The sequence below is a fragment of the Eisenbergiella massiliensis genome, from assembly GCF_003435485.1.
Window position 1 is genome coordinate 49547 of record NZ_QVLV01000005.1, and the last position, 15518, is coordinate 65064.

General features: G+C 49.4%; 12 protein-coding genes. 4 read left to right on the plus strand and 8 right to left on the minus strand.

Annotation, left to right across the window (positions count from 1 at the left end; translation table 11 throughout):
• Positions 1–38 precede the first annotated feature (38 nt).
• The 4 genes from DXC51_RS08835 to DXC51_RS08850 all read left to right on the plus strand — a co-directional run bounded on the left by DXC51_RS08835 (position 39) and on the right by DXC51_RS08850 (position 5615).
• Positions 39–1010, plus strand: a complete 972-nt coding sequence (locus tag DXC51_RS08835; protein ID WP_025487650.1) for an ATP-binding protein — start codon at positions 39–41, stop codon at positions 1008–1010.
• An 11-nt stretch (positions 1011–1021) separates the two neighbouring features.
• A complete protein-coding gene (locus DXC51_RS08840; RefSeq protein WP_021634399.1) occupies positions 1022–2200 on the plus strand; it encodes a ribose-phosphate pyrophosphokinase in 1179 nt (392 codons plus the stop codon).
• Positions 2201–2482: 282 nt separating this feature from the next.
• Positions 2483–4336, plus strand: a complete 1854-nt coding sequence (locus DXC51_RS08845; protein ID WP_102290392.1) for a putative bifunctional diguanylate cyclase/phosphodiesterase — start codon at positions 2483–2485, stop codon at positions 4334–4336.
• A 790-nt stretch (positions 4337–5126) separates the two neighbouring features.
• Positions 5127–5615 (plus strand): QueT transporter family protein, encoded by a 489-nt coding sequence (locus DXC51_RS08850; protein WP_021634396.1) that lies wholly within the window; start codon positions 5127–5129, stop codon positions 5613–5615.
• 168 nt (positions 5616–5783) lie between these two features.
• Here DXC51_RS08850 and DXC51_RS08855 read toward each other — a convergent pair whose 3' ends face one another.
• The 8 genes from DXC51_RS08855 to DXC51_RS08890 all read right to left on the minus strand — a co-directional run bounded on the left by DXC51_RS08855 (position 5784) and on the right by DXC51_RS08890 (position 15435).
• Complete coding sequence (locus tag DXC51_RS08855; protein WP_181970070.1) at positions 5784–6704, minus strand: alpha/beta fold hydrolase; 921 nt, start codon at positions 6702–6704, stop codon at positions 5784–5786.
• A 32-nt stretch (positions 6705–6736) separates the two neighbouring features.
• Positions 6737–8086, minus strand: coding sequence for a sensor histidine kinase (locus tag DXC51_RS08860; protein WP_117544305.1), 1350 nt, complete (start codon positions 8084–8086; stop codon positions 6737–6739).
• Positions 8065–8736, minus strand: a complete 672-nt coding sequence (locus DXC51_RS08865) for a response regulator transcription factor (protein ID WP_021634393.1) — start codon at positions 8734–8736, stop codon at positions 8065–8067. Before DXC51_RS08865 ends, DXC51_RS08860 begins: the two co-directional genes overlap by 22 nt.
• 21 nt (positions 8737–8757) lie before the next feature.
• Positions 8758–9588 carry a TraX family protein gene (locus DXC51_RS08870; protein WP_117544306.1) on the minus strand — a complete coding sequence of 277 codons (831 nt, stop codon included), beginning with the start codon at positions 9586–9588 and terminating at the stop codon, positions 8758–8760.
• 91 nt (positions 9589–9679) lie between these two features.
• The gene (locus tag DXC51_RS08875) at positions 9680–10537 is read right to left on the minus strand and encodes a helix-turn-helix domain-containing protein (RefSeq protein ID WP_117544307.1); all 858 of its coding nucleotides are present in this window, start codon (positions 10535–10537) and stop codon (positions 9680–9682) included.
• Positions 10538–10801: 264 nt separating this feature from the next.
• Complete coding sequence (locus DXC51_RS08880; RefSeq protein ID WP_117544308.1) at positions 10802–13330, minus strand: hypothetical protein; 2529 nt, start codon at positions 13328–13330, stop codon at positions 10802–10804.
• 10 nt (positions 13331–13340) lie between these two features.
• Positions 13341–14486 carry a class I SAM-dependent methyltransferase gene (locus DXC51_RS08885; protein WP_117544309.1) on the minus strand — a complete coding sequence of 382 codons (1146 nt, stop codon included), beginning with the start codon at positions 14484–14486 and terminating at the stop codon, positions 13341–13343.
• A gap of 154 nt (positions 14487–14640) precedes the next feature.
• Positions 14641–15435, minus strand: a complete 795-nt coding sequence (locus tag DXC51_RS08890) for a hypothetical protein (protein WP_117544310.1) — start codon at positions 15433–15435, stop codon at positions 14641–14643.
• Positions 15436–15518 lie beyond the last annotated feature (83 nt).

A 15518-nucleotide genomic window follows, 5' to 3' on the forward strand; every position in this document is an offset into this window, starting at 1 on the left:
TCCGACCGTCAGTATCCGTGATTTGAAGGAGAACAGCCGTGGCTTTAACCAATACCCAATACAATTCCATTATGAGGCTGTATGAGCAGAGACAGACCAAAAACCGCCATCTGCGTGACGAACGGATTCATTATGTCTATACCCATGTAAGCGGGTATCAGAAACTGGACGAATCCGTGGCAACCCTCTCCGTTGCCCAGGGAAAGAAGATGCTTAATGGTGATCCCAACGCCCTGTCCGAGCTGAAAGAATGCCTGCATAAACTGACCAAGGACAAACAGCGGCTGCTGAATGCTGCGGGCCTTCCCGCCGATTTTCTGGAGCCGGTTTTTGACTGCCCTGACTGCCGGGATACCGGATATGTGGATGGGAAGAAATGCCACTGCTTCCGCCAGGCGGAAATAGAGCTTCTTTATCAGCAGTCCAAATTAAAGGATGTGCTGGAAAAAGAAAATTTTGACACCCTTTCCTACGATTTTTTTGAAGGGGAACAGCTGGCCGCATTTCAGACGGCCGTCAATAAATGCCGGGATTTTGCCCGCAGCTTTTCCCGTCTGGGAAGCAATCTTTTCTTTTACGGGACCGTAGGAACCGGAAAGACATTTTTAAGTAACTGTATTGCAAGGGAAAGCATAGAAAGCGGACATTCTGTTATTTATTTCAGCGCTTCCAGCCTTTTTGACACCCTTTCCCGCAACGCTTTTGATTATAAGAACCAGGAATCCCTGGATTACTTATATAATGACTTGTATAACTGTGATCTGCTGGTCATCGACGACCTTGGGACGGAGCAAAGCACGCCTTTTACCCTGTCTCATCTTTTTACATGCCTGAACGAACGGCTGATCCGCAGAAAGTCCATGATTATTTCCACCAACCTTTCCCTTCCTGAGCTGAAGGAACGTTATCAGGACCGTATTTTTTCAAGAATCACAAGCAATTTTGAATTCTGCAAGCTCACAGGACCGGATATACGAATGTGTAAAAAAAGACTAACGAACAGAAAGTGAGGACTCATTCCATGGCGGAAGAAAAAAGAAACCTAGAAACAATCCCTGCAGGCTCTCTTGGTATTATCACTCTGGCCGGCTGCCAGACGCTGGGAGAACAGGTAGACCATTACCTGGTTAAATGGCGTCAGGAAAGAGAAAGCGAGCACAAAAACAGCCTTGCTTTTTCCGGCTATCAGCGCGATTCCTACATCCTGAAAAGCAAAGTGCCGCGTTTCGGCACCGGTGAAGGAAAGGGTGTCATTCTGGAGTCCGTGCGCGGTATGGACCTTTATCTTCTTGTGGATGTGGTTAACTACAGTCTGACCTATTCTTTATGCGGGCATGAAAATCATATGTCCCCTGATGATCATTTCCAGGATCTGAAAAGAATCATTTCCGCCGTAGGCGGCAAAGCCAGAAGAATCAATGTAATTATGCCCTTCCTCTATGAAAGCAGGCAGCACAAACGCTCCAGCCGTGAATCCCTGGACTGCGCCATTGCACTGCAGGAGCTTGTAAAAATGGGCGTGGACAACATCATCACCTTTGACGCACACGATCCGAGGGTACAGAATGCCATCCCCCTGCACGGCTTTGAAACCGTACAGCCTGCATACCAGTTCATTAAGAACCTGCTGCGCGATCAGAAGGATCTGCAGATTGATTCCGATCATATGATGGTAATCAGCCCCGATGAAGGCGGTATGGGACGCGCAATCTATATTGCCAACGTACTCGGCCTGGATATGGGTATGTTCTACAAGCGCAGGGACTATACGCGCGTTGTAAACGGCCGCAATCCTATTGTTGCCCATGAATTCCTGGGTTCTGATGTGGACGGCAAGGATGTGATCGTAATTGACGATATGATATCTTCCGGTGAAAGCGTTCTGGAAGTGGCAGCCGCCCTGAAGAAAAGAAAAGCCCGCAAGATTTTCATCTGCTCTACCTTCGGTCTTTTCACCAACGGCCTGGAAGGCTTCGATAAAGCCTATGAGGAGGGAAACATCGACCGTGTCCTGACCACCAACCTGATTTACCAGACACCCGAGCTGCTGGAACGGGAATGGTATATCAACTGCAATATGAGCAAATATGTCGCCTACTTAATCGACACGCTGAATCACGATACCTCCATCAGCGATTTGCTGGATCCCAATGAAAAGATTCAGAAGCTGCTTGCAAAATATCGTGCAAATCAGCTGTAATATGTATTTTTATAACTGGCCGATTTCATAATAAAACAGACCCGCATGCCTCTGCAGTGTGCGGGCCTGTTTTTGTTTGTAACGTAATCAGGCGTTCCTTCCGGAGAGTTTTCTTTCCGGGTTTTCTTTCCGGGTTCTCTTTCAGGTTCTTCTTTCAGGGGTTTCCTTATCAGAAAATTAATTACACTTTATGAAAGTAATCTGCTATAATAGCTTTATGTGTAATGGCTGAACTAAATTATGGGCATCATTTAGCTGAGAAAGAAAGCGGGCGGGGGAAAAATGAAGCGTTATTTCAAAGGCGGGCTGGTGGTCTTATTTTTGTTATTTGTTTTATTGGGTACAGTTACGATTCACACTATAATCCAGGCGCAGTCTTACGGAAAGCTTGTCAACTATGTGGGTATCGTGCGGGGCGCCTCGCAAAAGCTGGTTAAGCTGGAACTGGCGCACGAGCCAAACGACGAACTCATAAACTATCTTGACGAAATTCTTGAGGAACTTCTGACCGGAAACGGTCCTTATGATCTTCCTTTGGTTAAAGACGGCGATTACCGGCTGGATCTGGAAAACCTGAACGATATGTGGACGCGTATGAAGGAATCCATCATGGAGTTCAGGCAGGGAACCATTGACGGAAATGAATTGCTTGAATTGAGCGAGGATTATTTCACCCAGGCCAACGAGACCGTTTTTAGCGCTGACCGTTATTCCTCTGCCCAGATTCATATGCTCTCTTCCATCTGTATTGGCATGTTTGCAACAATGCTTCTTGTATGGGGGCTCCTCTTTTTGGCCCTTTCCAGAAAAGTCACTTTCCTGGAAAGCGAAAACAAGCAGCTGAGTGACTTGACCCACCGTGATCCGCTTACTGGGATTTATCAGTACGAAAGCTTTAAAGAAAAAGCCCAGCTTTTACTGGATAATGCCGGAAACAAAAAATATGCTGTGGTCTATACGGATTTTACAGATTTCAAATATATCAATGATGTATTTGGGTACGCCTATGGGGACAGTATCCTTTCCCGTTACGGAGAAATTCTGCGCACCGGCCTGCAGGAGGACGAGATCTGCGGCAGGGTTACCGCCGATAATTTTGTGCTTCTCCTCCATTACAGTGATAAAGAAGAGGTAGCCTCAAGACAGCGACGGGCGGACAAGCAGATTACCGAATATATGCACAGTTCTCCTTCCAGCCAGTCCATTGCCACAAACTGCGGAATCTGCTGCCTGGAGGATGTGGTCGAAGACCTGAAAATAGAAGGTTATCTGGATCGGGCCAATTTCGCCAGAAAAACGGTGAAAAACGGCTCCAATCATAATTATGTATTCTATAACGAAAGCATCCGCCGCCATCTCTGGGAAGAGAAAAATGTGGAGGGCCAGATGCACGACGCTTTGAAGAATCACGAGTTCCTTGTTTACTACCAGCCAAAGGTGGAACTGAAGACCGGCAGAATCGGCTGTTCAGAGGCACTTGTACGCTGGCAGACTTCAGATGGCACAATTATTCCGCCAGATCGGTTTATCCCCGTTTTTGAACGCAATTTTATGATACACAGGCTGGATCAGTATGTTTTTGAAGAGGTCTGCCGCTGGCTCCGCCATATGCTTGATGAAGGGAAAACCGCCCTTCCTGTTTCCGTCAATGTTTCCCGGCTGCAGTTTTATGATCCCGATTTCGTCAAACGCTATGTGGAAATAAGGGATAAATATCATATTCCCCCTCAGCTCCTTGAAATCGAATTTACGGAATCCATCGTATTTGACAATACCGGCTTTCTCCTTGCGATCGTAAAAAGCCTGAAGGCGAATGGCTTCTCCTGCTCTATTGATGATTTCGGAAAGGGCTATTCCTCCCTGAGCCTGCTTAAGGAGCTCCCTGTTGACGTTCTGAAAATAGACAGCTACTTCTTTTTGGAAAGCAATGATCATTCCAGAGACCTGGATCTCGTACGGAGTATTATTGAGCTGGTGCATAAGTTTAATATCCGTACGGTCGCAGAAGGAATTGAAGTTCCTGAACAGGTGGAGTACCTGAAAAAATTCGAATGTGATTATGTGCAGGGCTATGTATTCTACCGCCCCATGCCGCAGGCGAAATACGAAGCTTTGCTGGATGAGCAGTCTGTTTAATATAATGTATCAGTCCAGGACGGCGGGAATATTGGAAAAATATCTTTTTAAAAATTAAGGCTGTCCTGCCAAGCTTTATAACATTTGTAATTTTACAAAGCTTCGTCAAATAGCTTATTTTTCTACATCATTACGCTTGTTTTCAACATATTTCTCTACTATAATGATTACGGTGCTACCCTACACGGTAGGCGGTTGCTCTTCTTCATTGGAGGGCGTGCCCTCCAATTACAAGAAAGCAATGCTTTCCGGAAAGGAGGGATGGCCATGGTTACATATGATGAATTGTTTCAATTTGGATTATTAATCGTTGCTATTGTTGGTCTTGTTTACAAGATTTCACACAAAAAATAACCGCCCTAGCCTGAGAAACTAAGCGGTTATTTTTGTTTAATTTCAAGGGCAACCGTCTATCGGCAGCACCTTCTATGTCATTATAATAGCACTCCCTGCGTCAGATTGCAACATTTCCAAGAAATAAATCCTCCATCAAAAACATCTCCGTTATTGTTCCTCAAAAATAAGTCAAAAGGAAAAAAATAGGCCAGCCCTTGACATTCCCATTTTTCCTGCTATACTAAAAAAGCCGTAAAATCTTATAAACAAAGCCTTTTCAAGCAATGTTTCAAGGATTTATGGCAAATAACCGGTCAGTTCGAGACCTTCCTGACCTCAGTGTGCAAATAAATTTGCACGCTGTCGCAGCGCTCGTCGAATTTTCGCTCATGCAAACATGACGAAAGATTTCCTCACAGCCTGCGCAAAAACAAAACTAAAGGAGAACAGAATAATGCAAAAGAAGAACATTCACTTCCTGACCCAGGCGGCAATGATTGCCGCTCTCTACGTTGTGCTTACCTTTATAGCCAACGCCTTCGGCCTTGCCAACTATGCAGTGCAGGTCCGCTTTTCAGAGGCACTTACCATTCTGCCGATTTTCACCACAGCGGGTATTCCCGGCTTATTTATTGGCTGTATTATCAGCAACGTGCTCACAGGCTGCGCCCTGCCGGATATCATTTTCGGTTCCATTGCCACACTCATCGGCGCGTTTGGCACTTATAAGCTGAAATCCAATCGCTTCCTGGCTGTGCTCCCTCCCATTATTGCCAACGCTGTTATTGTACCTCTGGTACTGAAATACGCTTACGGAATCGAACCTCTCTGGTTCTCATTCGTAACTGTTACAGCCGGCGAGATAATTTCCTGTGGGGTGCTTGGCCTCATACTTGCCGCGGTGCTGAATAAATATAAAACGCAGATTTTCGGCACAGTATAATAAGGGAATGCAGTATCGGCGATTTATATCAGATATATTCCAAAAGCTATAAACAAAGGGGCAATAACCCCGAAGGCGCTGCCGAATGAACACACTTCTCGCTCAGCTTTGTGTGTCGCGGCAGCGCCTTTGTGTTACATTCATTTTATAGATTTCTGCTGCAGATCCCTATTCCAGGAACTTTCGTATTTCGCTGACTATTTCTTCCGCCTTAAAATGATGGATATAATGGCCGCAGGGAAGCTCGATCAGCTCTGCCTGCAGCTTCTGAGCGCATTCCCGCTGAAGCTCCACCCAGAAATCAGCCACTTCCTTCCCATCGGAGCAAAACAGTAAAAAAGGGACCTCCGGCAATCCGCTTTTTCCAACCAAGACAGCATTCTCATATACAATATCCGTTTCCGCCGCTATGCACCTGTTCATGAAATTCCGTTTTGCCAGCAGCTTTGCCTGCGCGTATTCTTCTTCCGTCAGTCCATCGTCAGCTGCCAACGAGAAAAGCGGCAGCCTGTGCAATCCTAACATCGCTGCCAGTCTCAGCAGACCGATCCCCTTCCCTGCATTTTCCGCTTTTTCGTACGCCTCCGGAAATGCCATATCCAACCCGATAATCGCCTTGATCTCCTGCGGATACTTCTGCGCCCAATATATGGCTTCCAGTCCGGACATGGAATGCGGCAAAAGCACATAAGGCCCTCTTTCCCCCGCAAGGATCAGCGCCCGGCGCGTTTCCTCCAGCATGACATCCAGCCTTCGGCTTTTTGCCGAGATTTCCGAATATCCATACCCTGCCTTTTCCACCACAACACATCTGTAATAAGGCGAAAGCCGTCTGTACAAAGGCCTGAAATCATAGACCGGCGCAATCGTCCCTCCACCGGATAAAAATACACATGTCACCTTCGTCCGCGCGCCTTCCCCATATACATGCATTTTATGGCCGTTCACCTCAATTATTTTCCCGAGAGGTGTCAAATGTCTTTCCTCTTGCCGGGCAAGCGCTTTATTCACCGCTGCTGCCACTGCCATGCCCCCTGCTATACATCCCGCAATACCGGCCGCCCCTGAAATTAGTTTTTTCACCTTCATCTCTTCTCCTTCTCTTTTACCCATTTACCGTTTCAATCCGGCCGGATACGGAAGCTTACCCGGCCATGCCCTTCCTCCGTGTTTGACAGCCGCACGCTTCCTCCATGAAGCCTGGCCGTCTCCTGGGCAAAAGCAAGGCCAATGCCCATATGTCCGTTCTGGGGACGGCTCTCCGCCTCTGTGTACATTGGCTCCAGGCCATGCCGCAGCGCCTTTTTGGTAAATCCCGGCCCTCCGTCAGTGACCAGTATTTCCAGCCAGGGCACCGTCCATATAAACTGCAGGTATATTTGCCCGCCCCGGGGCGTATGCTCCGCCGCGTTGCGGACAATGTTCAGCACGGCCCTTTTTATATCCTGCCAAACCGCCTCCAGCTCCGGCAGCTCTGTCTTATCTCCCTTCACAGTAAGCCCATATACCCTGCAAAGCTCTTCAGCTTCCCGAATCAGTTCTGCCTGTACATGCTCCCCGGACATTGCTGTCTTCCTCGCTGCGCCCTCTGCCGGACTGCGGGCAATTTTTTTCAGCCGTTCCAGGTATTCCCCCGCTGCCGCCGTATTTTTCAGAACAGCATCCACGTATTCCCGCTGCTCCGCTGTCAGCTCAGTCTCCGCCAAAAGCTGGGTGTTTCCGTCAATCACTGTCAGAGGTGTTTTCAAATCATGGATCAGGGCGCTTGTCTGCGCGATTCTGCTGTGTTCCATTTTCCACTGCTCCTGCAGAGACTGGCGCAGTGCCGCCTGCAGCTGTTCCATGGCCCTCATCACCTCGTTATATTCCCGGATCCCCGGATTCCCAAGCGGACGCTCCAGTTCTCCTCTGGCCAGGCTGACCGCAGCCTCCTGCAGCACCCTCAGCCTGGCCTTAATCACCTTTACATAATGAAATGTAAGCAGTACCAGGGAGCCGATAAAAAACGTGCCCCAGAAAGTCATATAAAGCCCTTCAAAGCCTGGTATCCGTTTTCTCCATGCCGGATCGGCAAGCTGCATATGGAAGGTATACTGCAGCACCGCCTCTTTCTCCCCATTTTTGACCGAAATATGAAACCGGCCGGATGCGTTTTTTCCGTTTTCCCGATAGTTCCCGGCAGCACGCAGCGCTTTGCCGTTCAGGTCAGTATCCACAAGGCTCCCCTTTTCCCATATCACATATCCACATAAATCCGGCACAAGCTCCTTTGTTATCCCCTCCTGTTCCATCCGCGCCGCGGCCTCCTGAGCCATACGCTCCCCGGCGTTGGCGGCGTACAGCGCACCGGAACCCAGCAGAAGGCTCATCCCCGCCCAGAAGCCCAGGAAAGCAGCGCCTGCCGCCAGGATGCACAGAATCATATATTTTACAAGAATCCAAATTAAACTTATGCTTTTTCGCTGTTCCATCGGTATCCCATTCCCCAGACTGTTTCTATCGGTGCGCTGCCGCAGGAGGCCAGCTTCCCGCGCAGGTTCTTAATATGCTCCGTCACCGCCGCCTCCCCGGAATCACTGTCAAATCCGAAGACCTCTTCCAGCAGCTGCTCCCGCGTATATACCAGCCCCGGATGCCTGGCCAGCGTCTCGCAGAGCATATATTCGCTTCTGGTCAGACTCAGCTCCTGCTCTCCGGCATATACCTTTTTCGCCTGCAGGTCAAAGCGCAGGCCGCCGGAAACAAACCGGTAAGAGGGCACCCGGCGTTCCCGGCGCAGATGCGCCTCCACCCTTGCCCGAAGCTGTAAAACGCTGAAGGGCTTGGTCAGATAATCATCCCCGCCCGCACCCAGCCCGTTCAGCACATCCTCATCCTCTCCCCTGGCCGTAAGAAACAGAATCGGACAGTCTGTAAATGCGCGTATCCGCCCGCAGGCAGCCACGCCGTCCTCTCCCGGCATCATCACGTCGAGCAAAATCAGATCCGCCGCTTTGCACAGCTTCTCATCCAGCTCCTGCGTATCAGGCAGCGCCGTTACAGAATGTCCATCCTTTTCCAGGGCTCTTTTTAATAAACGGCAGATATCCTCCGAATCATCCACCACAATTATTCTTGCCATCGCTTTTCACTCCTGCTGCCATTAGAAAATCTGCATCACCCAGGATATCCCGTACAGTACATATACATGGGCCGGATAAAACCAGTAAAACAGCTTTTTATTTCCTCTTCCCCGCTTTCCATTATACAGATACATCGGTATGGCGGCAAAACCGCTCATCCATCCATACATCTGCGTAAAAAGCATCCGGAATTCCGCTCCCGGAGTAAGCAGGAAGGGCGCCAGCCCCTCCAGCAGCAGCGCCGCCGCAAAAAAACCGGCAGCCTGCAGAGCCCTGTTTTTCCTCAATCCGTAAAGAAGAAGGCCTTCCAGGATAAAATATGTTCCGCCATCCATAATTGCAGTGTGCATGGGGAGGACCGTATAGTGCAGAATCAGCACCACAGGCGTGGAAGCGGGAACCTGATATATAAGCCCCATTCCAAGCACCGGCCACAACAATGGCAGCAATACCGCGCACAGACCCTTCAGCCATTGTCTTTGTCTGCACCATTCAATCCCCTGCAGGATGACCAGCAGAATGGAAAAGGTAGCCAGCATCTGATTCTGCGGCACAAACCCATCCGGCCGTCTCACAAAGCTGAGAAATACATATTGCAGCGCTCCCATGCCCACGGCAATGGCATAAATCCGCAGAAAATATTTTTTCCGGTTCCGCGTATGAGCAAAGCCTTCCAGCAGACAGAACAAAAACAGCGGCGCCGACAACCTGCCCAGCATGGAAAACCATTCCGGGACCTTTCCCGTAAACTCAAAAAAATAGTGTATATGGTCAAATACCATCAATACCAATGCCAGCCACTTCAGCTGAAAATCCGTGAAACCCTTCCATTGCTTTCTTTTTTCCATCATACCTGCCTCCTGAATCCGGGAAATGTAAACTCTCCGTCATACATTCCCCTTATTTTTTCAATTCAAAGGATAGCAGGAAATTCTAAGGATTTTATAAGGAAGAATCCTCTTCTTTATAATTTTCCCCCTGGTTATCTTCTTTCGTCCTTTCTTTCTTCAGTCTTCTGAAATAATCCGCAACGGCATAGTACACCGGTATTGCCAGAAATACCAGCCATCCCGGATGCCACAGCCCCTTGAAGATGCCAAGGAGCAGAAAAATAAGGAAGGTCAGCAAAGGAAAGGCAAACCTCATCATATCCCTTTTCCGGAAAGCTTCCAGACAGGTATGCCACAGAGGAATCGTAAGGAGGATTACCCAGGCCGGATGCCACGCCCCGGTAAGGACGCCAATAACGATAAAGGCTGCAATTACCAGAACCGCAAAGGGGAACTCCGGCCTGGCCAGCTCCCAGAGATATCTGCCGTCATATTTTTCACCATTGACATAGACGCCGTTGGAATCCACGTGCACCTCATCCTCCGTATCCACCACATGGATCCCCTTCCAGCCCACATGCACCTCGCTGTCCTTATCCTTACAGTGGATTCCGTCCAGGCCGATATGTACATATTCCGGTGTGTTCCACCGTCCATCCGCCGCTGTCTCTGCAGCGTCTCCCGAAAAAGGGCCGCCGTCCCCAGCCGGTGCTGGCGCTGCTTCCTCAATCTCCGGCATCTCTGCATTTTCCGGCATGGGGATCTCATCCTCCGTCCGCAGCAGCTCATCCATGGAAATTCCGTAAATCCGTGAAAGCAGAATCAGGTTATCCGTATCCGGCGATGCTTCAGCTCTTTCCCATTTACTTACCGCCTGACGGCTGATGCCCAGCTTTTCCGCCAGCGCCTCCTGGGACAGACTGTTCTGTTTCCTTAAATTTACAAGCCTGTTGGCGATCTCAATATTCATAACATAACCTCCTGCTGTGTTAAAAAATTTATCGTTTCTGTTGGCTTGCATTATAAGGGATTTAGCCAAAGTTGCACTACCAATTCTGCTTTTCATCACCGCAACTATCGGTTGCATTGCCCGGAAACAGCCATTTTATGCGTATTCCCGGAATATACCTGCAGCCGGCTTCCCACAGGTCAGTCTGGTCCGTACACCCTTAATCTTAAGAAAATAATCTAAAGAAAAAAGTGCACGGACCGGGCCGCCCGCAGGCGCCGGCTGTTATTTTTTCACATAGGATATAAAGTGGCAGCCATTTTCCGTAAACCAGTCTGCCGCATCGTTCATGCCCATTTTGTATACCTTATCCGTCTCCGGATTCATCAGCACCACATTCTTTTCATTGAAACCGATGATCAGCACTGCATTGCCGTCGCCCAGCATGGCCAGTACGGGAATCTCTCTGTCCGGATAATAAAGCACGCTGTCCAGGGTGCAGCCGGACAGATCCAGCACCTGCACGTTCTCCAGGTTTTCCTGAAGCACCTCCTGCACCGTCTTGCCCTGGGTAAGCATATATTCCGAGTTTCTCATAATACCTTCATATGCCAGAATCGTATCCAGACAGACTGCCAGGCTGTTTTTGTCCTCCGTTACCGGCGAAGCTTCAATGGCCATAATCTGGTTCTTGGTATTGATTTTGTCCTTCCGCCATACATAAGCGCCGCTTTCCCCGGTGACTGTGCCGCTGATTTCATAGGCAAGGCTGATGGCTTCTCCCGCAGTGGAAAGGATGGTCACCTCCCCGTCAGGCCCATATACATAATAGCTTTCCATAGGCTGCTCCGCCTGCGGCAGCTGAATCTCCCTGCTGCCCTCGTACAGAACCTCCTTAGGCGTAAGCCGCTTCAGCTTCTTGCTGTCAGGAGCCGATTTCATCTGTATCTCGGTTATGGTTTCAAAATCATCCACCGGAATGGTGATAACCTTATTGCTCTTGACTACCTCTGCCGCCCCGCTCACAATCTGATCATTGGGCGCGGCCGCATAATTACCTTCCCCATCTTTTTCCACACGGCTCAGGTTAATCTGATTTCCGTTAATACTGCAGTCCGTGGTATAAAAGCCGTCTTTTTCGTAGGTTTTCAGCACTTTTCCGTTCTCATCCTGTATTCTTACCTGGAACATGGGAAAAATCATGGTTCCCGTATCATCAAGAATCACGTCCGACTGCCTCGCCACGCCATATATCACATCCTCCCCCATAAAGCCAAGAGGCATGATATAATTGCCGCTTCCCGCTTCTATCTTCATCTGCTCCCCGCTGTTTAAGTTCATCAGGGTCAGGCTGCTGCTGGCATATTTTTTCCCCTCATTCTGCCACACGATCATACGGTTGCTGTCCGATACCTGGTAGGTATCCCCGCTCATATTCTCCGCGATCACATCCACCGTCTGCCGATCCAGATGCACACAGTTAATCTGGTTATTCATCAGCAGATACAATTCGTTCTTACCGTTGATATAGGCCAGGCGTTCCAGCTCCGCCTCAAAGATTTCCGGGGATTTGGCGCTGGGGATAAATGCCAGCTCCTCCACCGTGTTCAGGGAATTATTGTACAGATAGATTTCCGCGCCGGTATAACCTTCCCTGCGGCCCCGGCTGATATAGCCGTATACCATAAAAAATACATTTCCCGCTTCATCCACCTGAAGGATTTTAAAATCATGCCCGCTGTAGAAGGTTCTTTCATCCCTTCCCTCAGAATCGTAAAAAGAAAAAAGCTTGGAAAGCCTATTATCCGTCACATTCACGCTGTAAAGCACGCCGGCCTGGGCAAACGCAAGTATTTTGCCGCCGTCGCTCTCCATCATTTCCACATGCGGATCCGTAATGCCCAGCACGATCTTATCTCCCACAAAGGCAGAATTATCCTCCGCAAAAATTTCACTCATCTGCCGTTCATAATCCAGCAGATACATACGGTCCGTTCCCTGGCGGACACGGTAAACCTCTTCCACGGAGGCATAGGTTTCCCTGCCCTGCCGGATGTAGTTTACCAGATATTCCACCGTGATGGATGCGGTCTCCTCCGAAATCTCCCGGATGGTGAAAACCGGCTCCGTTATCTGCTCAACCTCCAGCCCGGCCCAGCCAATCTGGGACGCCGTGTTGTTTATCGTTACCCGGCTGAGCGTAGTATTATCGGCGTCGCTTTTCGGCTCCAGATTCTTGCCAAACTCGCCCGGCCATCCGTCACTGAAGGTTGCCTCATTAAAATTCCTCACAAATTCCAGCTTTTCCTCTACGCCGTAGCCGTCCGCCTGAATAATCCGCATATAATAACGGACGCACCTGCCATCCTCCAGATTCACGAGAAAGGTCAGCCCGTATTCCGTTTTTTCCTCAATGAGATCCTTCAGGACGATATCCGCCGTCAGCGTATCCCCCAACGTCCGGTAATTGGTGATTTCCGTATTTTCCACCAGACGGCTGCCGTCCACGCTGCGCACCTCAAAGGCGAGGGATTCCACGGACTGCCCGTACTTTTTTACGCTGAAGGACAGCCTTCTATCCGACTCAATGGGCATAACGCTTTCCTTCATATACTGTTCATCCATGGCGTTTAAAAAGCCGCGCATCATATTCACATGCTGCTCTCCCACGTTTACATAGACAAGAGGCAGCTCCGGCAGCTTCATTTCCGCTGTCATATCCGTATTTCCTCTGTTCAGAAACAGGCTGCTGACAATCAGCACCACGATAAATGTCGCCGCAAACACGCAGCCCTTAATAATTGTTTTCTTCATTCCGCTTCCTTTACTGCTTCAAAAGTTCCTGCAGGCAGGTATGTACGTGCAGGAAGTCCGTCATTTCCTGTATGCCGGTATCCGCCGGCTTTGTCCCCTTCCTTTTTACCGCCCTGATAAGAATATTCTTCGGCGTATGCTCCATATCAATGAACTCCAGCAGCTGCGTGTCATAGCCTGCCTCCTCCAGCAGGTTTCCGCGCAGCGCGTCCGTCAGAAGGGCCGACATCCGTTCTTTTACCAGTCCGTATTTGAGTGCGGGCTTAAGAATATCACATGCGATCTGCCTGTTCATCTCATGCTGACAGCAGGGAACGGACAGGATAACCTCCGCATTCCAGCGCACGGCCTTATACAAAGCATAATCAGTAGCCGTATCACAGGCATGCAGCGTGACCACCATATCCACCTTTTCTTCCCCGGAATAATCCGCAATATCACCCTGCAAAAATTCCAGGCCTTCATACCCGTATTTATCCGCCAGCTCCTGACAATGCCGGATGACCTCCTTTTTCAAATCCAGCCCCGTAACGCGGATATCCAGGCCGCAAAGCTCATGCAGATAATAATACATGGCAAAGGTCAGATAGCTTTTGCCGCAGCCGAAATCTATGATGCGCACACATCTGTCTTTAGGAAGTATAGGCATAATATCCGCAATAAATTCCAGAAATCTGTTAATCTGCCTGAATTTATCATAACGGCTCTTCACAATCCTGCCGTCCTGAGTCTGCACACCCAGATCCACAAGAAAAGGAACCTGCTTTCCTTCCTCCAGAATATATTTTTTTGCTCTGTTATGGGAAAGGGAAAGCTCCTTCGCTTTTTCCCCTCCGCTTTTTTTCTTCTTTATTGTTATTTTCCCTTTCTTACTGACAAGGGCCACCGCCTGGAAATCCATGGTTTCCACATCCAGCTGCCGGAAGCTGTCTTCCATGGCCTTTCCCATTTCCTCCATGGCTTCGGCAGCGCTTACATTGCGGTGGAACACCTGGTTACCCCGGTAACACTCCATCTGAAAGCACAGCTCGTCCTTTATCATGACAGGCCGCAGCTTCAGCCTGACGGCTCCGTCCTTTTTTCTGGGGCCTCCCGCCGTTATCTGATACAGCCTTTCATTCAGGCTCTCTTGCAAAAGCTTGTATAATTCTTCCATAACAATACCTGCTGTTTCTCCGTATTTTCCGCCATCATCCGCAGTGGCTTCACTCCGGCTGCGCCGCCGGCCTGCCCTGATACCACAGCAGGCCCGGCGCGCGGCGCCGTCAAAAGTCTGAATCTATTTTAATTCCTTTGTCTGAAATGCACAACTAGAATTTATAAAATCCGTTATTTCCTCCAAAAGCTGAAAAACCGCCATAGGATGCGCTCCTGATCCGGTTTCCTCTTCCGTGTCTTCTGCGGAATATTTCGTAAAAAAGGAGGACCTGAATCAGATCTCTTCTATGATTCCATTCCTCTTCCCTGCGGGAAGTGATCTGCATCTGCTGCGGCCCCGGGATGACAGCCGCCGTTTCAGATACTGCCGCGGCCTCCTCCGGCGCAGCTTCCTCTCCGTCCGGCACACGTGCCTGGGTTTCCTCTCCGTCCTTTTTTCTTGCGGAAGCTCCGGCGGCAAGCTCTCTTTCCACCGCCGCCCGGCCCTCATCAGCCTGCTCCTCTTCCCTTCTTATCTTATCATAAATATCCTCTCCCAGACGGTAAAGCGCCATCCGGTCAGGATATTCATCATAAATCATGCTGCCGTTGTAATCCATGGTATCCAGGATATCACTGATTTTTTTCTGATAACGCTGGGCATCCTGGGGATAGAGCTGAAGAAAATATTCCAGATCACGAATTGCATCGTCCTCTTCCTCCCAGAACATGGGCATGGGATAGGTCATATAAAAAGGAAGGGGGGTCCCCGGTACGCCGCAGTTTCCATAAGGGCAGCCGTAATTCATATTCGCTCCCCCGTTCCTCCACTCCTCCGGAGCTCCCTCCATATTGTACTCTCTGTAATTTCGCTGGTTTCCTCTGTAACCGGGCATTCTCCGTCCTTCGCTTTCTTCGCGGTAGGGTTCTTCCGGAAATCGGCCCGGGAATTTTCTGATATCGTCCATTCCATTTTCCTTTCCGGACACTCCGCCCCTGAAGCCCGGTATCTTATCTCATTGATATTCGGCGCGGCAGGCTGCGCCGCAAG